General features: G+C 71.0%; 18 protein-coding genes. 5 read left to right on the plus strand and 13 right to left on the minus strand.

Annotated features, from left to right (window positions below):
• Positions 1-4: 4 nt before the first annotated feature.
• Together rpsP and ACZ4O3_RS23970 are read right to left on the minus strand one after the other, a co-directional pair.
• The gene (gene rpsP / locus ACZ4O3_RS23965; protein ID WP_362718974.1) at positions 5-424 is read right to left on the minus strand and encodes a 30S ribosomal protein S16; all 420 of its coding nucleotides are present in this window, start codon (positions 422-424) and stop codon (positions 5-7) included.
• A 302-nt stretch (positions 425-726) separates the two neighbouring features.
• Positions 727-1329, minus strand: coding sequence for a hypothetical protein (locus ACZ4O3_RS23970; RefSeq protein WP_351323543.1), 603 nt, complete (start codon positions 1327-1329; stop codon positions 727-729).
• A 585-nt stretch (positions 1330-1914) separates the two neighbouring features.
• Here ACZ4O3_RS23970 and ACZ4O3_RS23975 point away from each other — a divergent pair.
• Entirely contained in the window at positions 1915-2775 is an 861-nt protein-coding gene (locus tag ACZ4O3_RS23975; RefSeq protein ID WP_467724155.1) for an SAM-dependent methyltransferase, read from the plus strand.
• Between the two features lie 131 nt (positions 2776-2906).
• On the opposite strand, the gene ftsH is transcribed toward ACZ4O3_RS23975, so the two are convergent.
• The 6 genes from ftsH to nsdA form a co-directional block, all read right to left on the minus strand.
• Positions 2907-4850, minus strand: a complete 1944-nt coding sequence (gene ftsH, locus ACZ4O3_RS23980) for an ATP-dependent zinc metalloprotease FtsH (RefSeq protein ID WP_362726762.1) — start codon at positions 4848-4850, stop codon at positions 2907-2909.
• A 49-nt stretch (positions 4851-4899) separates the two neighbouring features.
• Complete coding sequence (ffh, locus tag ACZ4O3_RS23985; protein ID WP_362726765.1) at positions 4900-6450, minus strand: signal recognition particle protein; 1551 nt, start codon at positions 6448-6450, stop codon at positions 4900-4902.
• Positions 6451-6543: 93 nt separating this feature from the next.
• Positions 6544-9000 (minus strand): [protein-PII] uridylyltransferase, encoded by a 2457-nt coding sequence (locus ACZ4O3_RS23990; RefSeq protein WP_467724157.1) that lies wholly within the window; start codon positions 8998-9000, stop codon positions 6544-6546.
• Between the two features lie 35 nt (positions 9001-9035).
• Positions 9036-9374, minus strand: coding sequence for a P-II family nitrogen regulator (locus tag ACZ4O3_RS23995; RefSeq protein WP_093498850.1), 339 nt, complete (start codon positions 9372-9374; stop codon positions 9036-9038).
• The gene (locus ACZ4O3_RS24000) at positions 9371-10708 is read right to left on the minus strand and encodes an ammonium transporter (protein ID WP_362721349.1); all 1338 of its coding nucleotides are present in this window, start codon (positions 10706-10708) and stop codon (positions 9371-9373) included. Before ACZ4O3_RS24000 ends, ACZ4O3_RS23995 begins: the two co-directional genes overlap by 4 nt.
• Before the next feature lie 356 nt (positions 10709-11064).
• On the minus strand, positions 11065-12549 hold the full coding sequence (gene nsdA / locus ACZ4O3_RS24005) for a transcriptional repressor NsdA (protein WP_467724159.1): 1485 nt from the start codon (positions 12547-12549) through the stop codon (positions 11065-11067).
• Positions 12550-13006: 457 nt separating this feature from the next.
• On the opposite strand from nsdA, the gene ACZ4O3_RS24010 reads away from it, so the two are divergent.
• Complete coding sequence (locus tag ACZ4O3_RS24010) at positions 13007-13663, plus strand: bifunctional DNA primase/polymerase (RefSeq protein ID WP_362721355.1); 657 nt, start codon at positions 13007-13009, stop codon at positions 13661-13663.
• A 171-nt stretch (positions 13664-13834) separates the two neighbouring features.
• Here ACZ4O3_RS24010 and ftsY read toward each other — a convergent pair whose 3' ends face one another.
• Positions 13835-15028, minus strand: coding sequence for a signal recognition particle-docking protein FtsY (ftsY, locus tag ACZ4O3_RS24015; protein ID WP_384995341.1), 1194 nt, complete (start codon positions 15026-15028; stop codon positions 13835-13837).
• A 128-nt stretch (positions 15029-15156) separates the two neighbouring features.
• Between ftsY and ACZ4O3_RS24020 the strand changes: the two genes are divergently transcribed.
• On the plus strand, positions 15157-16629 hold the full coding sequence (locus tag ACZ4O3_RS24020; RefSeq protein WP_467724162.1) for a purine-cytosine permease family protein: 1473 nt from the start codon (positions 15157-15159) through the stop codon (positions 16627-16629).
• Between the two features lie 94 nt (positions 16630-16723).
• On the plus strand, positions 16724-17695 hold the full coding sequence (locus ACZ4O3_RS24025; RefSeq protein WP_467724164.1) for an LLM class flavin-dependent oxidoreductase: 972 nt from the start codon (positions 16724-16726) through the stop codon (positions 17693-17695).
• A 133-nt stretch (positions 17696-17828) separates the two neighbouring features.
• Here the strand turns inward: ACZ4O3_RS24025 and ACZ4O3_RS24030 are convergent, their stop codons facing one another.
• From ACZ4O3_RS24030 to ACZ4O3_RS24045, 4 genes are all read right to left on the minus strand, one after another.
• Positions 17829-19247, minus strand: a complete 1419-nt coding sequence (locus ACZ4O3_RS24030) for a sugar porter family MFS transporter (RefSeq protein ID WP_362730364.1) — start codon at positions 19245-19247, stop codon at positions 17829-17831.
• A 306-nt stretch (positions 19248-19553) separates the two neighbouring features.
• Entirely contained in the window at positions 19554-23177 is a 3624-nt protein-coding gene (smc, locus tag ACZ4O3_RS24035) for a chromosome segregation protein SMC (protein ID WP_467724166.1), read from the minus strand.
• A 269-nt stretch (positions 23178-23446) separates the two neighbouring features.
• Positions 23447-23650, minus strand: a complete 204-nt coding sequence (locus ACZ4O3_RS24040; RefSeq protein ID WP_093498859.1) for a hypothetical protein — start codon at positions 23648-23650, stop codon at positions 23447-23449.
• 383 nt (positions 23651-24033) lie between these two features.
• Complete coding sequence (locus ACZ4O3_RS24045; protein WP_384995328.1) at positions 24034-24315, minus strand: acylphosphatase; 282 nt, start codon at positions 24313-24315, stop codon at positions 24034-24036.
• A 188-nt stretch (positions 24316-24503) separates the two neighbouring features.
• Between ACZ4O3_RS24045 and ACZ4O3_RS24050 the strand changes: the two genes are divergently transcribed.
• Positions 24504-25640, plus strand: a complete 1137-nt coding sequence (locus ACZ4O3_RS24050; RefSeq protein ID WP_467724168.1) for a CAP domain-containing protein — start codon at positions 24504-24506, stop codon at positions 25638-25640.
• Positions 25641-25724 lie beyond the last annotated feature (84 nt).

Below are 25724 nucleotides of genomic sequence, written 5' to 3' on the forward strand. Positions count from 1 at the left end.
GTGCTCAGGCCTCGGTCGACTCGGACTCAGCCGCGGCCTCGTCCTTCTTCTCAGCCTTCTTCTTCTGGGTGATGGCCTCACCCTTGCCCTCGTCGTCACCGCCGAGCGCCTCGAACGTCGGACGCGCGGCCTTCGGCGCGGCGACGAGCAGCGGCGCCGGGGCGGGCTCGCCCTTGAACTTCTGCCAGTCGCCGGTCTTCTTGAGGATGGCGAGCACGGGCTCGGTCGGCTGGGCACCGACACCGAGCCAGTAGGCGACGCGCTCGGCGTCCACCTCCATGACCGACGGGTTGTAGGTCGGCTGGTACTTGCCGATCTCCTCGATCGCACGGCCGTCACGACGGGTGCGGGAGTCGGCGACGACGATGCGGTAGTGAGGCGAACGGATCTTGCCCAGACGCTTCAGCTTGATCTTGACTGCCACTGGAGTGGGTTCTCCTGGATTTGACGTGTTTGGGCACGGCGAGATTGCCGCGTGGGGTTGCGGTACCCGAGTGCCCGATGGACGCGTCAGCCGGAGGAGAGAGGGGTCCTGTGCGGCTGTCGAGTACAGCTAGCCATTGTGCCACACCCCGCGGGTCGCTCTGGACGACGGCGAGGCCCCGGGCCCTGGGCACGCCGCAGGAGCACCCGGCGCGGAGGTGAGGCGCGTCGGGTGCGCTGCCTGCGCGGAGACCGGGGTGCGGCGATGAGCGATGGCTACGACTGCCACGAGCAGCCGTGTGCTCAGCTCGCCGCCGCTCCCACGACCTCCGGGATGCGGAACGGCTTGCCGCACCCGCCGCACACGATGGGCGCCTGGGCGAGGACCGACGGCACCACCCGGACGTTGCGTCCGCAGTCGCACACCGCCTTGACCCGGACGCCGCCACCGGACGAGCCGTGGCGGGCGGCCGGGCCGCGGAAGGTACGGGAGGTGTCGGCGGAGGTCGCCACCGTATGGGCCTTGAGAGCGCGCTGCAGCCTCTCGATGGTCGGCCGGTAGCGCCGCTTGGCCTCGGGGTTGAGCGTGACCAGCGAGAAGCCACTGCTGGGGTGCGGTTCGTCGGGGTGGTCCAGGCCCAGCTCCTCGGCGATCGCGAGGAATCTGCGGTTGTGGTAGCGGCCGGCCCGGGAGGTGTCGCGCACTCCACGGGCTGCGGCGATGCCGTGGACTGCCTCATGGAGCAGTCGTTCGAAGGAGAGTTCGTGTCCGCACGCGGACGACGACTCTCCGATCAGGGACTCCGGCGCGGCGAGGTCCGGCAGCTCGGGGTGGTACCGCTGAATGTCGGCCCACGCCTCTGCCAGCTCCGCGGCGAGAACAGGTGGTGTCTGTGTCGTGCTCACGTAATGAGAACGAGCGGGAGTGCCACTGTGTTCCGATTCCGGGGCATCCCAAATAATTTGCACGTACCCGTCAGTTGGCACTGATGCGTGGAGACGAGTACGGGTGCGCTGATCTGCGGAGAAGCCTCACAGCTCGTACCAAGCCGGTGCGTAGCCTGACGTACGGCCCGGCACGTACTCCGGCGTAGAAGCCGTCACGGCGATGGTCCGTGGATGCGCAAGAGGCCTTTCGGTCGCTCTCGTGGCGGACACGCCATCTCGCTCAGCGCCCGCGACGGCTCCGACGTTACTCGGATCCCGTCGTCATCCGGCACCGGCCCCTCTCCCGCGACCGGACACCGTGCGGCCGCCGTGGCCGCCGACCATGGCCAGAACCGCCGTGTCGTGGGTCCGATGGTAGAGCCACAAGTTGCGGGGATGTGAAATCTCGCCACAGTCATAGTCCATGCACAAGCGGGCAGCCGCGACCTCTGGACGCCACCGCGAGCCCGGAGTTACCTGGCATACGTGGGAAGTGCGAGCGCACGACACGGGGACCACGGGATCGGTCAGTGCGTAACTCTCGGCGGATTGGGGCGCTTACCTATGACACCTACGCTCGTGCGGCATCACCCGTCTCACGCGGACTCCGCACCCCGCGTGAACCTGGGCGCACGCGCGCGTGACTGGTCAGAGATCCAGGAGCGGATGCTGGTGCCGCTCTACGAGACCGTCCACGAGCGACTCGAAGTGGGTCCCGCCACCCGGCTGCTGGGCCTGCGCTGCGGCTCGGGTCTGGCCCTGCTGATGGCGGCGGCCACAGGGGCCGCGGTCACCGGAGTCGACTCCTGCCCCGACCGCCTCGCCCTCGCCCGTGAGCGCCTGCTGCCCGAGCCTTCCCGCGGGCCACGCGCGCGGGGCGGCGGTCCCCGGATCGTCGAAGGCCGCCCGGCGGACGCGGCGGACCCGCAGGCGCCCGCGTACAACCTGATCACCGCCTTCGACCCGATCGGCTGCCTGGCGGGCGACGCCGAAGGGCTCGGCGGACTGCTCGCCGAGGCGACGCCGGCGGCGGCGCACGGGGCGGCCGTGGTGCTGGTCGGCTGGGGGCCGCCGGAACGCTGCGCGACCTCGTCCGTCCTGCGGGTGGCCGCGAAATTGGCCGATCCCTTGCGCAGCGCGGGCAGCTGGCGGCCGGCCTGCCGCGACGACCTGGAAGAGGTCGCCCAGCGGGCCGGGTTGCGGATCGACGGGTCCGGACGGGTCTCCTGCCCGTTCGGGTACGCCGACACGGCCAGTGCCGTACGGGGGCTGCTGTCGACCGGACTGTTCGACGCGGCGATCGCGGCGACCGATCAGGAGCAGGTCGACAAGGAGCTGACCGAAGCGCTCCACCCGCACCAGCGGCCGGACGGCACGGTGTGGATGCCGAACGTCTTCCGGTATCTGATCGCCCGCGTGCGCTGACGCTCCGCCGGGCTGGCCGATATGTGTGTGCGGCGCCGTGGGGCTGGTCGCGCCCACGCGGCGGAGCCGCAAGTCGATGCCGCAAGCCGATACAGCCCCGCGCCCGTGCGGGCCGCTCGGATCCGGGGCGGTCAGGTCTCGTCGGAGGTCTTGGTCAGGCGAGGGATGCCCGCGATGCGGTAGGCGTCCGCCTCCTCCAGGGTCTCGCGTTCCAGCAGGGCCTGGGCCAGTGCGTCCAGCTGGTCGCGGTGGTCGCGGAGTTTGCGGCGGGCCTCCTCGTAGCACTCGTCGACGATCCGGCGCATCTCGGTGTCGATCGCGTCGAGGGTCTGGGGCGCGGCGGCGAGTCCGTAGGCCTGCTGGGCGTCGTTCGGGAGCGCGGAGAGGCGGCCGACCTCCTCGCTCATACCCCAGCGGGAGACCATCCCGCGCGCGATGTTGGTGACCTGCTCCAGGTCGCTCTCCGAACCGGTGGTGATCACGTCGTAGACCACCTGCTCGGCGGCCATTCCGCCGAGCGCGCCGATGATCCGGCCGCGCAGGTACTCCTCGGTGTACGCGTACTTGTCCGCGTCCGGTGTGGACAGGGTGACGCCGAGCGCGCGGCCTCGCGGCACGATGGTGATCTTGCGGACCGGGTCGGCGCCGGGCTGGAGCATGCCGAGCAGAGCGTGTCCGCTCTCGTGGTAGGCGGTGCGCCTGCGCTCCTCCTCGGGCATCACCAGCGGCCGTTCGGCGCCGAGCTGGACCTTCTCCAGGGCCTCCGAGAGGTCGGCCTGGGTGACCTCGTCCTGCTTGCGCTTGACGGCGAGCAGGGCGGCCTCGTTGGCGAGGTTGGCCAGTTCGGCGCCGGTCATGCCCGGGGTGGTGCGGGCGACCTGGGCGAGGTCGACGCCCTCGGCGAGCGGGATCTGGCGGGTGTGGATCTCCAGGATGGCCTCGCGGCCGGTGCGGTCCGGGGGTGACACCTGGACCACCCGGTCGAAGCGGCCGGGCCGGGTGAGGGCGGGGTCGAGGATGTCGGCGCGGTTGGTGGCCGCGATGACGATGACGCCCTCGGAGCCGGAGAAGCCGTCCATCTCGGTGAGGATCTGGTTGAGGGTCTGCTCGCGCTCGTCGTGTCCGCCCATGGAGGCGCCGCCGCCACGGGCCCGGCCGATGGTGTCGATCTCGTCGATGAAGATGATGGAGGGGGCGACCTTGCGGGCCTCCGCGAACAGCTCGCGGACCCGGGAGGCGCCGACGCCGACGATCATCTCGATGAACTCGGAGGCGGAGGCCGAGAAGAACGGCACCCCCGCCTCACCGGCCACGGCCCGCGCCAGCAGCGTCTTGCCGGTGCCGGGCGGGCCCGCCAGCAGCACGCCGCGCGGCATCTTGGCACCCATCCTGCGATAGGCGTCGGGGTTCTTCAGGAAGTCGACGACGTCGTTGAGTTCGCCCTCGACCTCGTCGATGCCGGCCACGTCCTCGAAGGTGGTCCGCTGCTGTCCGGGCTCCAGCTCGACCGGCTTGGGCGGCGCCTTGCGTCCCAGCATGCCGCCCGCGCCGCCGAGTCCCGCGCTCATCCGGCGCGCGATGAAGACCCACACCGCGACGAGGATGATGATCGGCGCCAGCGAGATCAGCAGGTTGGCGAGAAAGCTGCGGTGCTGGACGACCGGTGCGGCGGTGACCGTGACGTTGTGCTTGGTCAGGTTGGCCCACAGGTCGTCGTCGGCGAAGGAGGGCCGCTCGGTGTTGAACTTGCTGTAGCTCCCCTCGCCCTCGGGGTTCTTCTGCTCCTTCTTGAGCTGCCCCTGGATCGAGTCGCCCTTGGCGTAGATCTTGTCGACGTTGCCGGCGTTCACCTGCCTGCTGAACTCGGTGTACGAGATCGTCGGTTCGTTCGCCTGGTCGAAGTAGGACAGCACCAGGTTGGCGAGCAGGTAGACCACCAGCGCGGTCATGATCAACCGCCACCACCCGCCGCGCATCCTGGGCCCGCCGGGCGGCGGCTTCGACGGCTCCTCGGGGGCACCCTCGGTACGCCAGGGCTGGTCGGGCGACTTGCGCGGCGGCGCGGGGTTGGTCATATGCGGAAGGTACGACACCGACCAACCCCCGGCACGCGCACGGTGGGTATCAGCCCATGAACTTCTTGAACTCGTCCGGCAGCTCGAAGTCCTGGGCGCCCTGCTGCGGCACCCCGAAGGCGTTCCCGCCCTGGGCGGCCGCCTCGCGGCGCTGGGCCTCCTCCAGCTCCTGTTGCTTGCGCTTCATCGGGTTGCCGGAGCGCTGCTTGCCCTTGGCCTGCTTCGGCTGCTTCTTGGTACGGCCGGGGCCGCCGCCCATGCCCGGGATCCCCGGCATGCCCGGCATCCCGCCGCCCTGGGCCATGCGGGACATCATCTTGCGGGCCTCGAAGAACCGCTCGACGAGCCCCTTGACCGCGCTCACCTCGACACCGGAACCCTTGGCGATACGCGCGCGGCGGGAGCCGTTGATGATGTTCGGGTCCTGGCGCTCGCCCGGGGTCATCGACTTGATGATCGCGGCGGTGCGGTCGACGTCCCGCTCGTCCAGGTTGTTGATCTGGTCCTTGATCTGGCCCATGCCGGGCAGCATGCCGAGCAGCTTGCTGATGCTGCCCATCTTCCTGACCTGCTCCATCTGGGCCAGGAAGTCGTCCAGGGTGAAGTCCTGGCCCTTCTTGGACGCCAGCTTGGAGGCCATCTTCTCGGCCTCTTCCTGGCTGAACGTCTTCTCCGCCTGCTCGATCAGGGTGAGCAGGTCACCCATGTCGAGGATGCGGGAAGCCATCCGGTCCGGGTGGAAGGCGTCGAAGTCGTCGAGCTTCTCGCCGTTCGAGGCGAACATGATCGGCTTGCCGGTGACCTGGCGGATGGAGAGCGCGGCACCACCGCGGGCGTCACCGTCGAGCTTGGACAGGACGACACCGTCGAAGCCGACGCCGTCACGGAAGGCCTCGGCGGTGGTGACGGCGTCCTGGCCGATCATCGCGTCGACGACGAAGAGGATCTCGTCGGGGCTGACCGCGTCCCGGATGTCGGCGGCCTGCTGCATCAGTTCCTGGTCGATGCCGAGGCGGCCGGCGGTGTCCACGATCACGATGTCGTGGACCTTCTGCTTGGCGAACTCGATGGAGTCCTTGGCGACCTTGACCGGGTCGCCGACGCCGTTGCCCGGCTCGGGCGCGTAGACGGCGACCTGGGCGCGCTCGGCGACGACGCTGAGCTGGTTGACGGCGTTGGGGCGCTGGAGGTCGGCGGCGACCAGGAGCGGGGAGTGGCCCTGCCCCTTGAGCCAGTGGCCGAGCTTTCCGGCGAGGGTGGTCTTACCGGCGCCCTGGAGACCGGCGAGCATGATCACGGTGGGCGGCTGCTTGGCGAACCGCAGCCGGCGGGTCTCGCCGCCGAGGATGGTGACCAGCTCGTCGTTGACGATCTTCAGGACCTGCTGGGCCGGGTTCAGGGCCTTGGAGACCTCGGAGCCGAGAGCCCGCTCCTTGACGTTCTTGATGAACGTGCGGACGACGGGAAGGGCCACGTCGGCCTCGAGCAGCGCGATGCGGATCTCCCGCGCCGTGGCGTCGATGTCCGCTTCGCTCAGACGCCCTTTGCCGCGCAGATTCTTGAAGGTCGCTGAAAGGCGATCGGAGAGAGTGTCGAACACGGCGGCGTCGGTCCTCGGAGTCGGGGGCGGTGAGCGTCTTCCAGGGTATCCGGCCGCGCAAGGAAGTGGTCCCCGCCGTGCACAACCGTGCGGTCAGGCCCTCAGCGTCTCCTCCAGCTTGCGCGCCACGGAGCCGGCCTCCTCCGCGGGCAGCGGCGCGTGGTCGGCGCCGGTCACGTAGAAGGCGTCGACGGCGTTGGAGCCGAGGGTACTGACGTGCGCGCTGCGTACCCGTACCCCGGCGTCCTCCAGCGCCCGCCCGATCCGGAACAGCAGCCCGGGGGCGTCCTGCGTCCGTACCTCGATCACCGTGGCGTGCCGGGAGGCCGCGGGAGCCACCGTCACCCGCGGCGGCGGGGCCACCCAGCCCCGGCGCCGCGGGTAGGCCGCGTCCCGCTCGGCGAGACGTCCGGCGATGTCCAGGGAGCCGTCCAGGGCGCGGACCAGGTCGGCGCGGAGGCGGGCGGCCTGGGGCAGGGAGCCGTACTCGGCGGCGACCCGCCAGTCCAGGAGCAGCACGGTGCCGTCGTCGACGTCGTCCGGGAGGTCGAGGGAGCGGAACTCGGCGGTGCGGACGGTGAGCCGGTGCACGGCCAGGACCCCGGAGACGGCCGGCAGGACGCCCGGCTGGTCCGGTACGGCGATGAGCAGTTCCACGCCGAGCGGTTCGGGGGCGCCGGTCGGCTCCTCGTCGGTGGCCGCGGGCTCGGTCTGGGCGCGCAGGGCCAGCACCGGGCCGCCGGTGCGGAAGGCCTCGATGGCCAGCCGCTCCTGCTCGGCCGTGGGCGCGCCCGGCTCGGGCTCGTCGGCGGTGTCCCCGGCGAGGACCGCCGAGACCCGCTTGACCAGGTCGGCGACGAGCGAGCCGCGCCAGGACGACCAGGCGGCCGGGCCGGTGGCCTGTGCGTCGGCCTCGGTGAGGGCGTGCAGCAGCTCCAGGGTGCCCTGGCTGCCGACCGCCTCGGCGACCAGCCGGACGGTGGCCGGGTCCTCCAGGTCGCGCCGGGTGGCGGTCTCGATGAGCAGCAGGTGGTGTCGTACGAGCGTCGACAGGACCGCCACGTCCGCGCGGTCGAAGCCGATCCTGGCCGCCACGTCCTTGGCGATGATCTCGCCGGCCACCGAGTGGTCGCCGGGCCAGCCCTTGCCGATGTCGTGCAGCAGCGCGGCGACCAGGAGCAGGTCGGGGCGGTGCACGCGGCGGGTGAACTCGGAGGCGCGGACGGCGGTCTCGATGAGGTGGCGGTCGACGGTCCAGATGTGCACGGCGTTGCGCTGCGGCCGGCAGCGCACTCGCTCCCAGTCGGGCAGCAGCCGGCTGATCAGGCCCTCGGCCTCCAGCGCCTCCCACACGTCCACGGTGGGGCGGCCGGACCCGAGGAGGGTGACCAGCTGCTCGCGCGCCTCGGCGGGCCACGGCGTGGGCAGGGCGCGCGTGGTGGCGGCCATGCGCCGTACGGCGTGCAGGGAGAGCGGGAGGCCGGCCTGCGCGGCGGCGGCCGCGGCGCGCAGGGGCAGGACGGGGTCGCGTTCGGGGCGGGCGGCGCGGGCGAGCACCACCTCGCCGTCCTGCTCGACCACGCCTTCGGCGAGCGGGGAGCGCTCGGTGAGCGGTTTGCCGCCGCCCAGCATGGCGCGCAGCCGTGGCCGCATGGCGCGCGACCGCAGCACGCGCCCCACTTCACGCCAGGTGACGTCGCTGGCGTACGAGATGACCCGCGCGGACTCGTAGACCTGGCGCAGCAGCGTGTCCGCGTCGAGGAGGTCCAGTTCGGCGGCGACCTGGTCCTGCTCCTGGAGGGCGAGGCGGTCGGTGGCCCGCCCGGTCGCCAGGTGCAGGGCGTCGCGGACGTCCAGCAGGCGCCGGCGGGCGTCGGCGAGGCCCTCGCGCGGGGCGTCGGCCAGCCAGGAGGCGGCGACGGCGCGCAGCGCGGTGGCGTCCCGCAGCCCGCCGCGGGCCTCCTTCAGGTCCGGTTCCAGCAGGTACTGCAGCTCGCCGTGGCGTTCGGCGCGCTCGACGCAGAGCTCCTGGAGTTCGGGAAGGCGTTTGGGCGCCTGGTTGCGCCAGTCGGCGAGGATCGCGGTGCGCAGTCCGGAGGTCAGGCCCAGGTCGCCTGCGATGTGGCGGGCGTCCAGCAGGCCCAGCTGGACCTTGAGGTCGTCACCGGCGGTCTTGCGGGCCTCGGCGGACGTGCGCACCGAGTGGTCGAGGGCCAGGCCCAGGTCCCAGACGGGGTACCAGAGCCGGTCGGCGACGGCGGCCACCGCACCGGAGTCGCCGCCGTCGTGGAGCAGCAGCAGGTCGAGGTCGCTGCGCGGGGAGAGCTCGCCGCGCCCGTAGCCGCCGACGGCGACCAGGGAGACGCCACCGGTGATGCCCTCGGTGGCCGCCGCGAACAGGCCGGTCAGCCAGTCGTCCGTGAGTTCGGCGAGGGCGGTACGGCGCGACGGCCCGGACCGCGCCCCCTCGGTGAGGAGGCGCAGCCGGGCCGCCGCGTAGCCGCTGGGTCCCGTGTCCTCTGCGTCGTTCCGAACATCCGTACCCGTCACCCAGCGACTCCTGCCTGTATTCAGATGGTTCTGTTCTACAGTGCGTCCGGTCCGCGCTCGCCCGTGCGGACCCGTACGGCGGTCTCGACCGGGAGGGACCAGACCTTGCCGTCACCGATCTTGCCGGTGCGGGCGGCCTTGACGATGACGTCGATGAGCTGCTCGGCGTCCTCGTCCTCGGCCAGCACCTCGATGCGGATCTTGGGCACCAGGTCGACCGTGTACTCCGCACCACGGTAGACCTCGGTGTGGCCGCGCTGCCGCCCGTAGCCGCTGGCCTCGGTGACCGTGAGGCCGTGCACGCCGAAGGCCTGCAGGGCCTCCTTGATCTCGTCGAGCCGGTGCGGCTTCACGACGGCGGTGATGAGCTTCATGCGTCCACCTTCTTGCTCGTGCCGGCCAGGGCCGCGGCGGAGACGGAGCCGATGACACCGCCGCCCGTGCCGCTGAAGTCGTATGCAGTCTCGGCGTGCTCGGCCTGGTCGATGCCGGAGACCTCCTCGTCCTCGGAGACCCGCATGCCGATGGTCTTGTCGAGGAGGAAGGCGAGGACCGCGGAGGCCACCAGGGAGTAGGCGAGGACCGCGCCGACACCGGCGAACTGCTTCCACAGCTGGGTGAAGGAGTGGTCGCCGTAGAAGACGCCGGTCGCGGTGGACTGGCCCTTGCCGGTGGCGAAGAAGCCGATGAGCAGGGAGCCGATGATGCCGCCGACCATGTGGACGCCGACGACGTCCAGGGAGTCGTCGTAGCCGAACCTGAACTTCAGTCCGACGGCCGCGGCGCAGGCGACACCGGCGATGGCGCCGACGGCGATCGCGCCGAGCGGGGAGACGGCGCCACCGGACGGGGTGATCGCGACCAGACCGGCGACCGCGCCGGAGGCGGCGCCCAGCGTGGTGAACGCGCCGTGCCGGATCTTCTCGTAGGCGAGCCAGGCCAGCATGGCGGCGGCGGTGGCGACCTGCGTGTTGACGAACATCAGCGCGCCCACGCCGTCGTCGTTGCCGAGCCAGGAGCCGGCGTTGAAGCCGAACCAGCCGAACCACAGCAGACCGGCGCCGAGCATGACCAGCGGAAGGCTGTGCGGGCGCATCGGGTCCTTCTTGAAGCCGACGCGCTTGCCGATGACCAGGATCACACCGAGGGCGCCGGCACCGGCGTTGATGTGGACCGCGGTACCACCGGCGAAGTCGATCACACCGAGCTTGTAGGCCCAGCCGTCGGCGCCCCAGACCCAGTGCGCGACCGGGACGTAGACGATCGTGAGCCACAGGGCGACGAAGAGCGCCCAGGCCGAGAACTTGACGCGGTCCGCGATGGCACCGCTTATCAGGGCCGGTGTGATGACCGCGAACATCATCTGGAAGACCATGAACACGAAGATCGGGATCGTGTAGCCGTCCCAGAGTTCCGTCAGACCGACGTTGCTCATCCCCAGCCAGTCGGAGTTGAACCCGATGAAGCCGTTGCTGGAGCCGAAGGCAAGGGAGAAGCCGTAGAGAACCCACAGGATGGTGACGATCCCGATGCTGACGAAGCTCATCATCAGCATGTTCAGGGTGCTCTTGACGCGGACCATGCCTCCGTAGAAGAAGGCGAGTCCCGGCGTCATGAGCAGCACCAGGGCGGAACAGATGAGCATGAAGCCTGTGTTCGCGGAGGACAGCTTGGGTCCCTCCGCGGCAAGCATGATGGCTGGTGCCATCGGCGTCTCCTCGTCGATTGGTACGGCCCGGGTGCGGGCGATGCCTGAGAGCGGTCCGGTTCAAGCGGGGGGTGGGCCGGTTATGCGCCACGAGACTGGCGCAGCGCGGTTTCGGTCGTTGCCCCTCGTTGTTTCGCCGGAGTGACGAAGACGCCCTGCGTGTTACGCGTCGATGAACTGCCAGATGCCGGGCCGCGGGATCGTTATCGTGGCGCAACCTTCTCCCGGTCGTCTCCGCGACACGGCGGAGACGAGGAGAACCGGCCGCGGCGGCCTTCCGATGACCTGGCATGGGGGAGCCGAGTCGGGCAGTTCGGGAGGGCCGGCCGCGGCCGGGGTCTGGGGTGTGCCGGGGTTCAGACCGCCTCGGCGGTCTCCGGCAGGTCGACGGCGAGCTGTTCGGTGAGGTCGATGACCGCGGCGAGGTCGCCGTGGGCACGGACGGCCGCGTCCACCGTCTTTCGAATACGAGTGTTCACGCGTTCCGAGCGCACCTTCTTGGCGATGCCCATGGCTTCGGAGGCGAGAACCGTGCTCTGCTCGGGCTCGCCGCGCAGCAGGTGCACGGTGGCCATGCCGATGAGGTTCAGCGCGTACGACCGCTGGTGCTCGGAGTCCTTGGCGAACAGCTCCACGGCCCGCTGCATCAGTGGCTCGGCCAGGGAGGCGTAGGTGGGACTGCGGCCGGCGACGTAGGCCAGGTCGCGGAAGGAGTGGCTGTTCTCGCCGTGGAGCTCGGCCTCGGAGAAGAAGCGGATCCAGTCCGGATCCGGATCGTCCCACTCGTCGGCCTCGCCGAAGGTGTCCTCGGCCATCCGGACCGCGCGCTTGCACTTTCCGGGCTGGCCCATGTTGGCGTAGGCGCGGGCCTCCATCGCATACAGCATCGACTGGGTGCGCGGGCTCGCGCAGTCCCGGCTGCCGTACTGGGCGAGGTGGATCAGCTCCAGGGCGTCGTCGGGCCGGCCGAGGTGGATCATCTGACGGCTCATGCTGGACAGGACGTACGAGCCCAGCGGCTTGTCGCCGGCCTCCTTGGCCGCGTGCAGCGCGAGCACGAAGTACTTCTGGGCGGTGGGCTGGAGCCCGACGTCGTACGACATCCAGCCGGCCAGCTCGGCCAGTTCGGCGGCGACCTTGAAGAGCTTGCGGGTGGTGGCCTCGGGCTGGGGTTCCTGGAGCAGGTCGGTGACCTCGTGCAGCTGGCCGACGACCGCCTTGCGGCGCAGGCCGCCGCCGCACTGGGCGTCCCACTGGCGGAACATCATCGTGGTGGACTCCAGGAGCTCCAGCTCGGGCCTGGACAGACGGCCCGGGCGGCGGGAGTCGGCCGCCGGCTCGGGGTCCTGGTGCGGGGCGGTGGGCGAGGGGACGAGCCAGCGCTGCATGGGTTCGATGAGGGACGGGCCCGCCGACAGGATCAGCGAGGTTCCGAGGAAGCCGCGCCGCGCCAGCATCAGGTCGCTGCGCAAGAACTCGCTGAGCAGGGCCACCGCCTGCGGGCCCGTCCAGGGCAGGTCGACGCCGGTCGCCGAGGGTGACTGGCGGGCGGCCCGCAGACCGAGGTCCTCGACCGATACGACGCAGCCGAAGCGCTCGGAGAACAGCTCGGAGAGGATCCTGGGGATCGGCTCGCGCGGGTTCTCCCCGTCGAGCCAGCGGCGCACCCTCGACGTGTCGGTCGAGATGTGGTTGGCCCCCAACTGACGCGCTCTGCGGTTCACTTGCCGCGCCAGCTCGCCCTTGGACCAGCCACTGCGCACGAACCACGAGTTCAGCAGCTCATTGGGGCGCTTGTCCGTACTGGCCGCGGTCGTCCCGCTTCCGCCGTTGCCGCCCACTGGAACGCCCCCATCCCTGAGACCACTTGATGCCGGATGCGCCAAGCCCTATCAGAATGCCGGTAAATACGGCTTCCCGTCCGCCAGTTCTCACCCTTCGAACGGGATGCCTAGTTGCCTCCGGCATACCCATGAGTGCATGTGCCCCCAGGCCTCGTGCACTCAAAGTAATCCTACGATCACTGCTCCAGCCATGGCGATCCCGGAAACGCCACCATTCGCCACCCCTTCGAATGAACCCACGATGGCGCTGGCGCGATTCACTTGACATAGGACGGCCGGGAGTAGGCGGAGCGGTGCACTCGGGGGCGCACAACCCCAGGCGCACCACCGGCGGCGCCTCCAGGCGCCGCCTTGACCTTGCGGGCGCGAGGGAAAGCGGAGCCGTAGCGTCACGTTCCGTTTCCGTCCCGCTCCGTGTCGTAACCACCGGCACGGCGGACCCGTTGGAGGGGGCATGGGCTTCACGATCGGCGGCATTCGCGAGATCCGCTCCGGCACGCGCAGGCGCGGCCGTTCATCGGATTGCACCGCCGTCGCCGAGTTCACCGGCCTGTGGGGCTGGGACGTGGTCCCGGGGGCCCGGGCCGCGGCCGGAGCGTGTTCGTGCGGGCTCGCCGACTGCGGCGCGCCGGGAGCCCATCCCCTGGACTTCGCGCCCCGGCTGCCCGCCGGGGCCACGCTCGACGAAGTCACCAAGACCTGGGGCGAGTTCCCGGGCGCGGCGGTGATGCTGCCGGCCGGCCGGGCGTTCGACGTCATCGAGGTCGCCGAACCCGCCGGGCGCCGGGCCCTGGTCCGGCTGGAGCGGATGGGCCTGCCGATCGGCCCGGTCACCGCCACCCCCGAGGGCCTGGCCCACTTCTTCGTCGCCCCCGGCGCCGCCGCCGAACTTCCCGAACTGCTCTACCGCATGGGCTGGGACGACCCGGCCTCCCTGGACCTGCGCGGCCTCGGTCCGGGCGCGTACATCACCGCGCCGCCGTCGGACCGGGGCGGCCTGGGCCCGGTGCGCTGGCTGCGGCCACCGGCCCTGGACTCGGCGACCCGGCCGCCGGCGGCCCGGCTGCTGCTCGGCACGCTCGCCTACGTGGCGCACCGGTCGCGGGCGTAGCCGGCTTCGCCGGGCCGACAGCGGAGGGCCCCGCCGCATCTGCACCGTGCGGCGGGGCCCTTCTTCGCGTCGGCCGAGCCACCGCGGCCCGCCATGCGGAGGCGCCCGTCCCCGACCACACGTCGGGAACGGGCGCCTCTCACGCGGGCCGGCACGTTCACTGCCCGGCCGCTACTCCCCGATAAGGGCGTCAACGAACGCCTCCGGCTCGAACGGCGCCAGATCGTCCGCGCCCTCGCCGAGGCCGATGAGCTTGACGGGTACGCCCAGTTCGCGCTGGACGGCGATCACGATGCCGCCCTTGGCCGTGCCGTCCAGCTTGGTGAGCACGATGCCGGTGATGTCGACGACCTCGGCGAAGACCCGCGCCTGCACCAGGCCGTTCTGGCCGGTGGTGGCGTCCAGGACGAGCAGCACCTCGTCCAGCGGGGCGTGCTTCTCGACGACCCGCTTGACCTTGCCGAGCTCGTCCATGAGCCCGGTCTTGGTGTGAAGACGCCCGGCGGTGTCGATCAGCACGACATCCACCCCCATCTCCTTGCCCTCCTTCACCGCGTCGAACGCGACGGAGGCGGGGTCGCCGCCCTCCGGCCCGCGCACGGTGTAGGCGCCCACCCGCTCGCCCCAGGTCTGGAGCTGGTCGGCGGCGGCGGCCCGGAAGGTGTCGGCGGCGCCGAGGACGACCGTGCGGCCGTCGGCGACGAGCACCCGCGCGAGCTTGCCGGTGGTGGTGGTCTTGCCGGTGCCGTTCACGCCGACGACCATGACGATGCCGGGCTTGCGGTCCGCGGGCTCGGTCTTCACCACGCGGTCGGCCTCTGTGCCGACCAGCTTGAGCAGCTCCTCGCGCAGCAGGGCGCGCAGCTCCACGGGGGTGCGGGTGCCGAGCACCTTGACGCGCTCGCGCAGCCGTTCGACCAGCTCGGTGGTGGGCTGCACACCGACGTCGGCGGTGAGCAGGGTGTCCTCGATCTCCTCCCAGGTGTCGTCGTCGAGGTGCTCGCGCGAGAGCAGCGTGAGCAGCCCCTTGCCGAGCGCGTTCTGGGAGCGGGAGAGCCGGGCGCGCAGCCGGACCAGACGGCCGGCCGTGGGCTCGGGGATCTCGATCTCGGGAGCCGGTGGCTCTTCTACGACGACGGGAGCCGAGCCGTCGGGAAGGTCGACCTCCTCTATCGTCCGGCGCGGTTCGTCGCGCGGCGTCTCGGCCTCGTCGCCGACGTGCGGCTCGGCCGGGGGCGCGGTGATGTCGGGCGCGGCGGGCGGCGGCGGGGGCAGCGACTTCTTGCGCCGGCTGCCGATGACGAGCCCGCCGAGCGCACCGAGCACGACCACGGCGATGACTACAGCAAGGATGACGGTTTCCATAACGCGTCCAGTATCCATCCCTCCCCCGGGCACGACTTTGCTCCCTCGCGAAGGAGTTTCCGGACGATGCCCCGAATCGGCATGCCCATTTTGGGGGCATTCGTTGGACTAAAGTACGATGACTGCCCATGAGGACCACCGCCCACCACGATGGCGCCCTCGAACATCTGGAAGAGTCGCTGGAGCGGCACGGCCTCGAAACCCGGGGCCTCGAACCCGTCCCGGACTCCGAGCGCACCGCCACACCCGGCGGACTGCTCCCCATCTGGATCGCCGCCAACATCACCGTCCTGCTGCTGACCATGGGCGCGACCCTGGCGGTGTTGTTCGGACTGAACTTCTGGCAGGCCCTGGCGGCCGGCATCGCGGCCCCGACCGTGTCGTACGGCCTGGTCGGACTGATCGGCATCGCGGGCCGACGGGGTGCCGCGCCGGGCATGACCCTCTCCCGCGCGGTCTTCGGGCAGCGCGGCAACCTGCTGCCTGGTGCGCTGATCTGGGTGGCGCGCTGGGGCTGGGAGACGATCAACGCGGTGACCGGCGCCTATGCGCTGCTGACGGTCCTGGACATCCTCTTCGGGGTCCGGAGCGGCCCCGTCCTGATCATCGCCACCCTCCTTCTCTTCGTGATCACCACGTTCGCGATCTCGGGCATGGGCATCAGGGCGGTGCGGCGCTGCAACCGGTGGGCGACCTGGCTGTTCGGGGCCTTCACGCTGCTGGTCCTCGGCCGGCTGATCGCGACGACGGAGTGGAGCAGGCTGCTCGCACAGCACGCCGGTTCCACAGCGGCGATGATCACCGGCATCGGGCTGATCGCCGCGGGCGGGATGAGCTGGGCGCCGGCCTCGCCGGACTTCACGCGGTATCTGCCGTCCACGGCGTCCTCGGCGGCGATCGTGTGCAACACGGTCGGCGGCGCCGTGATCGTCGTCCTGCCGATGGTCCTGATGGGCGCGGTGATGGCGTCCGGCATGCCGGAGCTCGCCCGGGCGGGCGACCCCGTCTCCTTCCTCGGCGAGATCCTCCCGCTGTGGCTCGCGGTCCCCTATCTGCTCGTCGCCCTGGCGGGCATGCTCCTGATCAACGCGATGTCGATGTACTCGGCGGGCTTCACCGCGCAGGCCCTCGGCTTCCGGATCCCCCGCCACTGGGCCGTCGCCGTCAACGCGGTGATCTCACTGGTCCTCGCCGGGGTGCTGATGCTGGCGGCGACCTCGTTCATGGGTACGTTCATCGCCTTCCTGTCGCTGCTGGCGGTGGCGTTCTCGGCGTGGGTGGGCGTCTTCGGGGTCGACATGCTCCGGCGGCGGGAGTACGACGCCACGGCGCTCCTCGACACCAGCCGCGCCAGCGCCTACTGGTACCGGGCGGGCTTCTCCCCCGCCGCCGTCACGGCCTGGGCGCTCGGCCTGCTGGCCGGATCCCTGTTCACCAGGTCCGACTGGTTCACCGGCCCGTTCGCCGCGAACAACCCCGTCGGCCGGTACGGGCTGGGCTGGATCGCGACGATCGTCGTCTCGGGTCTGCTGTACGCGGTGCTGCCGAAGCCGGCGGTGGTGCCGGCGTCGGCCGGGGGGCGCGCACCCCTGGCCGTCTGACGCACCGTCAGCTACTGTCCCCGCACACCCGCGCGCCGGACCACGCGTCTGCGCCGTGATCCACACGGCAGGCCCTAGGTGAAGGGGAACTCCCATGCCCGTCTCGGTCGTTCGCTTCAACCTCGTCGAGCCCGGAGCCGACTCCGCCTCCCTGGGCGCCCGCTACCGGGCCGCCGTGGAGATGGCCGCGTACGCCGACGAACACGGGGTCACCACCGTCCAGACCGAGGAACACCACGGGGTGGACAACAACTGGCTGCCGTCGCCGTTCGCCTTCGCGGGCGCCGTCTTCGGAGCCACGCGGAACATCGCGGTGACCGTGTCGGCGGTGATCGGCCCGCTGCACGACCCGCTGCGGCTGGCGGAGGACATCGCGGTGCTCGATCTGCTCAGCGGGGGGCGGCTGGTGACGGTGGCCGGGATCGGTTACCGGCCGGAGGAGTACGCCCTGTTCGACGTGGAGTGGAAACGGCGGGGGCGGTTGCAGGACGAAGTGCTGGAGACGCTGCTCAAGGCGTGGACCGGGGAGGAGTTCGAGTACCGGGGCCGTACCGTACGGGTCACACCGCGGCCCTTCACCGAGCCGCACCCGCTGCTGCTGGTCGGCGGCTCCTCCCAGGCCGCCGCCCGCCGTGCCGCCCGGCTCGGCCTGCCGTTCTTCCCCAGCGCGCATCTGCCCGAGCTGGAGGCGTACTACAAGGAGAAGCTCACCGAGTACGGCACCGAGGGCTGGACGATGATGCCCACGCAGGAGACGCCGCTGCTGCACATCGCCGAGGATCCCGACCGGGCGTGGGCCCGGTACGGGCAGCACTTCCTGCACGAGGCGCGGACGTACGCGTCCTGGCAGTCGGGGGACATCCGCTCGGCGGTGCGCTCGGCGGCCACGACGGTGGAGGAACTCCGCGCGGAGGGCGTCTACCGCATCCTCACGCCGCAGGAGTGCGTGGCGGCGGGGCTGGACAACCTGGTGCTGCACCCGCTGGCGGGCGGCATGCCCGTGGAGGAGGGCTGGCGAAGCCTGCGTCTGTTCGGGGAGTCCGTACTTCCGGCGCTGGGGGCCTAGGCAGGACCGCCGTGCCGAAACGGACCGTCGCCCCGCCCGGGCAGTGACCGGGCGGGGCGACGGGGGGGGGATACGAGGAGAGGGGCAGCGGGGACTTGGCCCCTCTCCTCGAGTCGGGGACCTCGGGGCGAGGTCAGCCCATCTCCTCCAGGGACTTGCCCTTCGTCTCCTTGACGTACTTGAGGACGAACGGGATGGAGAGGGCCGCGAAGACCGTGTAGATCACATAGGTGCCGGAGAGGTTCCAGTCGGCCAGCGACGGGAAGCTCGCGGTGATGGCCCAGTTGGCGATCCACTGCGCGGAGGCGGCCACGCCGAGCGCGGCGGCACGGATCCGGTTCGGGAACATCTCGCCGAGGAAGACCCAGACGACGACACCCCAGGACAGGGCGAAGAAGAGGACGAAGATGTGCGCGGCCACCAGCGCGGTCCAGCCCTGCGCGGCCGGGAGCTTGCCGTCGACCAGGTGGTAGGAGAAGGCCCAGGCCTCCAGGGCGAGACCGACGACCATGCCGACCGAGCCGATGAGGGCGAGCGGCTTGCGGCCGATCCGGTCCACGAAGATCATCGCGATCACGGTGCCGATGATGTTGATGATCGACGTCGTGAAGGAGTAGAAGAACGAGTCCGCCGGGTCCACGCCGACCGACTGCCACAGGGTCGAGGAGTAGTAGAACGCGACGTTGATGCCGACGAACTGCTGGAAGACCGAGAGACCGATGCCGACCCAGACGATCGGCTTGAAGAAGAAGGAGCCGCCGAGCAGGTCCTTGAACGTCGACTTGTGCTCGCTCTTCATCGCGTGCTCGATCTCGGCGACGCGGGCGTCCAGGTCGACCTTGCCGCCCTCGACCTCTTCGAGGATCTCGCGGGCGCGCTCACGCTTGCCGACGGAGAGCAGGAAACGCGGGGACTCGGGGATGGCGAAGGAGAGCAGACCGTACAGGACGGCCGGGACCACCATGACGCCCAGCATGACCTGCCAGGCCTCCAGGCCCATCAGCTTGCCGCGCTGGTCGCCGTCGGCGGCGTTGAGCAGACCCCAGTTGACCAGCTGGGAGATGGCGATACCGACGACGATCGCGGCCTGCTGGAAGGAACCGAGGCGGCCCCGGTAGGCGGGCGGGGCGACCTCGGCGATGTAGGCGGGGCCGATCACGGAGGCCATACCGATGGCGAAGCCGCCGATGATCCGCCAGAAGGCCAGGTCCCACAGGGCGAAGGGCAGCGCCGAACCGACGGCGCTGATGGTGAACAGCACGGCGGCGATCTGCATGCAGCGGATACGGCCGATCCGGTCGGCTATCCGGCCGGCGGTCGCGGCGCCGATGGCACAGCCGATCAGGGCGATGGCGATGACCTGGGCCAGGGCGGCGGACCCGACGTCATAGCGGCTTCGGATGGCCTCGACGGCACCGTTGATGACGGAGCTGTCGTAGCCGAAGAGGAAACCGCCCATCGCGGCGGCCGCCGCGATGAAGATGACATGCCCGAGATGATCGGGGTGAGCCGTCCCGGCTCCTGAACGGGGTGCCTGCGCAGTGCTGGTCACAGAAAACTCCTCGGGCCACCCGGCAGCGCTGCCGGGGGTGGGGGGTGAGCCCTCTCAGGTCGAGTGGCGCAGAACTCCACACCGCTCACACCTGAAGGTAAAAGCAACGTTGCAGAGACTATGCCTTCAAGTTTCGAAGTCAATAGTCGGTACGGTGTGAAGTTGCAGATACCACGCAAGAGAGATGCGTTCACTTCTTGAAGAAGATGGGCAGATGATCTCCCCAAGGGCGCGGGGATGCGCGCAACCGGCCACGGACGCACCGCACCGCACCGCACCCGGAGGGAACCCCGCCGAGACCCGGCGTCAGCGAAGCCGCTGGCTGATGACCTTGGACACACCGTCGCCCTGCATGGACACGCCGTACAGCGCGTCCGCGACCTCCATCGTGCGCTTCTGGTGGGTGATCACGATCAGCTGGGAGGACTCCTGGAGCTCCTGCATGATGCGGATCAGCCGCTGGAGGTTGGTGTCGTCCAGGGCCGCCTCGACCTCGTCCATGACGTAGAACGGGCTGGGCCGCGCCTTGAAAATCGACACCAGCATCGCCACGGCGGTCAGCGAACGCTCGCCGCCCGAGAGCAGGGAGAGCCGCTTGACCTTCTTGCCCGGCGGCCGGGCCTCGACGTCCACGCCCGTGGTGAGCATGTTGTCGGGGTCGGTCAGGATCAGCCGTCCCTCGCCGCCCGGGAAGAGCCTGCTGAAGACGCCCTCGAACTCGCGGGCGGTGTCCCGGAAGGCCTCCGTGAAGACCTGCTCGACACGCTCGTCGACCTCCTTCACCACCTGAAGCAGGTCGGTGCGGGTCTTCTTCAGGTCCTCCAGCTGCTCGCTGAGGAACTTGTGCCGTTCCTCAAGGGCCGCGAACTCCTCGAGGGCGAGCGGGTTGACCTTGCCCAGCTGCTGGTAGGCCCGCTCGGCCGCCTTGAGCCGGCGTTCCTGTTCGGCCCGGTGGAACGACTTGGGCTGGTTGCGCGGGTGCTCGGGGTCCTCCGGCAGCACCTCGCCCTCGGCGGGGGGCGAGGGCGGCACCGGTTGGTGCGGTCCGTACTCGTCGACGAGTCCCGCCGGTTCGACACCGAGTTCCTCCAGCGCCTTGGTCTCCAGCTGCTCGATCCGCAGCCGCTTCTCGGCGCCGAGTACCTCACCCCGGTGAACTGAATCCGTGAGTTTGTCGAGTTCCGCCTTGAGGTCGCGGCCGGTGGTGCGGGCGGCGGCCAGTTCCTGCTCGCGCCGGGCCTTCGCGGCCTCGGCGGCGGCGCGTTCCCGGTCGGCCCGGCCGGCCGAGACCTCGACGTGGGCGAGCAGCTGGCGGGCGCCGGCGGCGACGGCCTCCGCGACCGCGGCCTCGTGGCGCAGCCGGGCCCGGCGCTGTTCCGCACGCGCGCGTGCCTCGCGTTCCGCGCGGGCGGCGCGGTCCAGGGAGTCGGCGCGGCCGGCGAGACCCTTGACCCGCTCCTCGTGGGTACGGACCTGGAGGCGGGCCTCCATCTCGGTCTGGCGGGCGTTGGCGCCGTCGGCGGCGAGACGGTCCCGGGCCGAGGTGTCCGGCTCCTCCTCGACCGGCATCTCCTCGGCCACCGCGAGCCGCTCGGCCAGTACCTCGACCTCTTCCAGGGCCTTGTCGAGGGAATCCTGGGCCCGGGCGGCCGCCGCCGTGGACCGTTCCGCCTCACCTGCCGCGCCGCGCGCCTGTCCGGCGAGGCCGCCGAGCTGCTGGGCCACGGCCGACTTCTCCCGGTCGGCGGCGCGGCGGCGTTCCGCCAGCTCCTCGACCTCGGCGGTGCAGTCCTTGCGATACTCCTGGGCCGTCCGCTGGGCCTCGGCCAGCGCCTCGCAGCGGACCGCCAGCTCCTCCAGTTCGGCGGCCGCCTCGTCGACGGACGCCTGTACTTCGAGGAGGCTGGGGGCGCCCGCGGAGCCGCCGTGCGCGAAGTGCGCGCCGAGGAGGTCGCCTTCGGCGGTGACGGCGGTGAGGTGGGGGTGGCGGTAGACGAGCTCCTCGGCGGCCTCGAGGGTGTCGACGACGACGATGTCGCGGAGCAGCCGCCGTACGGCGGGCATCAGGTCGGCCGGGCCCCGCACCAGGTCGGCCGCGAAGTGCCCGGCGGGGGGTGCCGCCGGAGGCCGCCGGTCGGCCGCGGGTACGTCGTGGCCGGTCCCGCCGTTCCCCGCGCCCCTGTGGGGCGCTTCGGGCCGGGGCGTCTCGGGGGCTCCCGACAGCAGCAGGGCCGCTCGGCCCCCGTCCTGTTTGCGCAGCAGGCGGATCGCGTCGGCCGCCGACGCGGGAGCCGTCATCGCGACGGCGTCGGCCGCGGTGCCGAAGGCCGCCGCCAGGGCCGTCTCGTGGCCCGGGGTCACCGTGAGCAGTTCGGCCGCCGGGCCGAGGACACCGGTGAGGCGGTCCCGGGCGCCGAGCAGTATGCCGGTGCCGTCCTTGCGGCGCAGGCCGAGCGCCAGCGCCTCGTGACGGGCCTGGGTCGCGGCGCGCCTGCGTTCCGCCGCGGTGGTCGCCTCGCGGGCCGCGGTCAGGGCCGCCTCCGCCTCGGCGAGCCGGTGTCTGGCCCGGTCGTGCTGTGCGGCCAGTTCCTCGTCACCGGCGTCGAGTCCGTCGACCTCGGCTTTGAGTGCCTCGTACTCCTCCTGTGCCGACACCGCCCGTTCCTGTGCCTCGTCACGGGCGGCGGCCAGCCGGTCGATCTCCGCCTGGGCCGAGCCGGCCCGGGAACGGGCGGCGTTGACCTGGCCGTTCAGCCGGGCCAGGCTCTCCCGGCGGTCGGCGATGGAGCGGGCGACGTCCTTCAGGCGCCGTTCCTCCACGGCCAGTTCGCGCTCCAGTTCGGCGCGGTGCGCGACGGTGTCGTCGAGGGCGTGCTGGGCCGCCTCCAGGGCCGCCTCCAGCTCGGCCTCCTGCTCACGGATGCGGTGGGCCTCGCGCTCCATGTCCTCGGGGTCGCGGCCGCGCCGTTCCTCGGGCGGCGCGGAGGTGGCGCTCTTCACCCGGGCGTCGGCCAGCGAGATGGTGCCGCGCACCCGCTCGGCAAGCTGCGACAGCTCGTACCAGGTCTGCTGGGCACGCTGCAGGCGCGGGCTGAGCTGCCGCACCTCGTCCTCCAGGAGCGCCTCGCGCTGGAGGGCCTTCTTCAGCTCCTGCTCGGCGGCCTCCTTGCGTTCCTTGAGGGCAGCCTCGTCGGCGATCTCGCTCTGCAGCGCCTGGCGCAGTCGTACGAGGTCGTCGGCGAGCAGGCGCAGGCGGGCGTCGCGCAGGTCGGCCTGGATGACGGCGGCCCGGCGAGCCACCGCCGCCTGGCGGCCGAGTGGCTTCAGCTGACGTCGCAGCTCGTCGGTCAGGTCCTGCACGCGGGCGAGGTTGGCCTGCATCGCGTCCAGCTTGCGGAGGGCCTTCTCCTTGCGCTTGCGGTGCTTGAGGACACCGGCCGCCTCCTCGATGAAGGCCCGGCGGCCCATCGGGTCCGCGTGCAGGACGGAGTCGAGCTGGCCCTGGCCGACGATGACGTGCATCTCGCGGCCGATGCCGGAGTCGGAGAGCAGTTCCTGGATGTCCAGGAGGCGGCAGGTGTCGCCGTTGATCTGGTATTCGCTGCCGCCGTTGCGGAACATGATCCGCGTGATGGTGACCTCGGCGTACTCGATGGGCAGCGCGCCGTCGGAGTTGTCGATGGTCAGGGACACCTCGGCGCGGCCCAGCGGGGGGCGACCGGTGGTGCCGGCGAAGATGACGTCCTCCATCTTGCCGCCGCGCAGCGACTTGGCGCTGTGCTCGCCCATGACCCAGGTGAGCGCGTCCACGACGTTGGACTTGCCCGAGCCGTTCGGACCGACGACGCACGTGATCCCCGGTTCGAACCGGAGCGTGGTCGCCGAGGCGAACGACTTGAACCCGCGAAGGGTCAGGGCCTTGAGATGCACGCCGTTGGACTTTACCCGGCGGCGCTACCGCACTCCACGACCCCTCGCAACCTCGCGGTTTCGCGCATGAACATGCAGGGCACATCAGACGTTAAAGAAGGTGAAAGGATGCGCGGGGCTGGAAGGTGCCGGACGCGGGGGCGCGGGGGCATACCAGGAGAGCAGGAAGAAAAGAAGGGACGCCGGGGCGTCCCTTGCAGATCTTGACAACGTAGCGGTTGAAAAGGCTGCCCGACCGCCGCATGTGCTGTTGTGGAGCGATGCAGCGATCAGGTGAGCGCAGGCTCCGCCTGGTTTGCGTCGATGCTCTCCATGATCCTGTCGGGAGAAGCGGCAGCCGTCAGCGCGTCGTTCTCTGCCTGAATCCGTACGAGCTCGGATTCGAGGTCCTGGACACGCTGCTGGAGCCGTCGCATCTCGGCGAGGAGTCGCGGGTCAGAGCCGCCGACGTAACCGAGAAGCGCCTTTGCCATGATGGATGGTCCTCCACACTGAGTGACCGACCGTAGCGGTGTGGGTCGTGAGGGAATCGCACCCGCGGTGCTTGACACATCCGAGTGTTACTCGCCTGTTGCTCCATGCCAAACAGCTAAGGTGCGCGGGGCTTTCAGCGTCTCACCAAAAAGTTTGACGGTCAACACGATCACGCCCTGTATTGGCGGGCGAACCCGGGCACGCGCGGCTCAGGACCGGCGGCGCCGCGACTCCCGCGGGGCCCTCGGAGCACGGCGATCAGCTTTATCCGCGGAGCCTGCCACGACATGCGATTCTTGGCAACCACCAGGCCATTCCCACTTTGTGCACATGCCGGTGGCAGGTCACGAGGGTTGCGCCCGCGGGTCTGCGCGGGACGGGGTCAGCGGATGGCGAAGCCGTCGTAGCCGCCGCGGGGTGTGTCCCAGATCTCGGTGACACCCTCCACCCGCCCGGGCGTGTCATCGCCCTGGAGCCAGTCGAGCAGGCTTTCGCACCCCGTCCGGGAGCCCTCGGCGACCACCTGTACGCGGCCGTCGCCCAGATTCAGGGCAAAACCGCTCAGGCCGCCGATCTCCAGCGCCCTGGCCCGTGTGAACCAGCGGAAACCGACACCCTGTACCCGGCCACGAACCCAGGCGACCAGCCGCACATCCTCGCTCATGAGTGCAACCTAACGGCCAATGTCACGCGGAACGCTTCCGCCCCCACCGCCATGCGGTACCGTCCCGACCCAATGAATCTCATCTGAAACTCACTCGATCGAGTGAGGCTGGTCGACCAGAAGGAGTCATCGGCCACACCGGCCCCTGGTCGACCGCTACCGCGAGGACGAGGGAAGAGGGCAAGGACATGGGACGCCACCGACGCTCCGCCGCCGGCCGCGCCGCCACGGGCCGCGCCATGGGGGGCACGGAGAACGACGGCCCCTACACGGGCGGCCTCGACCCGCAGGAGTCGTACGCGGGTCTCCGTTTCGGGACGGGTACCGCGGCCTACCTGCACCAGGAGGCTTACGCCGACGCCAACGCGCGCAGCTCCGCCTACCTGTACGAGACCCACGACGACTACGCCCGGGCCGACGGCACGGCCCTCTTCTCCACCGAGGAGTTCGCCCCGGTCATCGGCGGCTCCCCGGCGGCCGGCAGCGGACACCGGCGCAAGAAGAAGGCCGGCGCCCGGCCCATGCGCACCGGCCTGCTCGGAGTCTCGGCGGCCGTCGCCATCGGCACCGTCGCGGTGGCCACCGGCGTGGTGCCGGGCCTGGAGAACTACAGGCTCGGCGGGAACACCAGCACCACCGGCGACGACCGGGTGCAGGCCGACGGGGTGCCCAGCAACACGGCCGCCGAGCAGGGCGGCACCTCCGGCAGCGCCCAGAGCCGGGACACCGGCTCCTCGACCAGCCGGGACACCCAGCGTTCCGGCTCGCCCACCGAGACGGCCGCCGCGTCCGCTCCGGCGTCCACCTCCGCCTCACCCGCGCCGGCGAAGACGGCGTCCGAGCAGCAGGAGCCCAGCGCCACGCCGTCCGGCAAGGCGACGCCCGCGCCCGCCAAGACGGCCACCAGGGCGCCGGTGAAGACCGCGGTGCCGGTCACCGTCTCCGAGGCGGCCGCCGCCGAGGCCGAGGTGCTCAAGCTGGTGAACGAGGAGCGGGCCAAGGTCGGCTGCAGCGCGGTGTCCGTGAACTCCTCGCTGACCGGGCTGGCCGAGTCGTTCAGCGAGGACATGGCCGCGCGGGACTTCTTCGACCACACCGACCCGGACGGCAGGACGCCGTGGGACCGGGCCGCGGCCGTCGGCATATCCAACCTGGGCGGCGAGAACATAGCCCGGGGCCAGGCCACCGCCGAGGCCGTCATGGACGCCTGGATGAACAGCGAGGGCCACCGCGCCAACATACTGAACTGCGACTTCAAGACCCTCGGGGTCGGCGTGCACCTCGGTTCGGGCGGCCCCTGGTGGACGCAGGACTTCGGCTACTGAGATAACCGCGGGCCGGTGGGTCCGGGAATCGTCCTGGCCGGATTCCGGGCCGCCCGCCGCGGATGTGAGCGAAGATCCCACGGC

The organism is Streptomyces sp. NPDC026515, from assembly GCF_055567595.1.

What these genes read in the sequence shown, in the direction of transcription:
- ACZ4O3_RS24045 (WP_384995328.1), bottom strand. Translation starts at nt 24,315, where the DNA reads ATGAGCGAGGATGTGCGGCTGGTCGCCTGGGTTCGTGGCCGGGTACAG.
- ACZ4O3_RS24000 (WP_362721349.1), bottom strand. Translation starts at nt 10,708, where the DNA reads ATGGCACCAGCCATCATGCTTGCCGCGGAGGGACCCAAGCTGTCCTCC.
- ACZ4O3_RS24020 (WP_467724162.1), top strand. Translation starts at nt 15,157, where the DNA reads ATGAGGACCACCGCCCACCACGATGGCGCCCTCGAACATCTGGAAGAG.
- ftsH (WP_362726762.1), bottom strand. Translation starts at nt 4,850, where the DNA reads ATGACCAACCCCGCGCCGCCGCGCAAGTCGCCCGACCAGCCCTGGCGT.
- ACZ4O3_RS24050 (WP_467724168.1), top strand. Translation starts at nt 24,504, where the DNA reads ATGGGACGCCACCGACGCTCCGCCGCCGGCCGCGCCGCCACGGGCCGC.
- ACZ4O3_RS24025 (WP_467724164.1), top strand. Translation starts at nt 16,724, where the DNA reads ATGCCCGTCTCGGTCGTTCGCTTCAACCTCGTCGAGCCCGGAGCCGAC.
- ACZ4O3_RS24040 (WP_093498859.1), bottom strand. Translation starts at nt 23,650, where the DNA reads ATGGCAAAGGCGCTTCTCGGTTACGTCGGCGGCTCTGACCCGCGACTC.
- ACZ4O3_RS24010 (WP_362721355.1), top strand. Translation starts at nt 13,007, where the DNA reads ATGGGCTTCACGATCGGCGGCATTCGCGAGATCCGCTCCGGCACGCGC.
- ACZ4O3_RS23995 (WP_093498850.1), bottom strand. Translation starts at nt 9,374, where the DNA reads ATGAAGCTCATCACCGCCGTCGTGAAGCCGCACCGGCTCGACGAGATC.
- ACZ4O3_RS23975 (WP_467724155.1), top strand. Translation starts at nt 1,915, where the DNA reads ATGACACCTACGCTCGTGCGGCATCACCCGTCTCACGCGGACTCCGCA.
- ftsY (WP_384995341.1), bottom strand. Translation starts at nt 15,028, where the DNA reads ATGGAAACCGTCATCCTTGCTGTAGTCATCGCCGTGGTCGTGCTCGGT.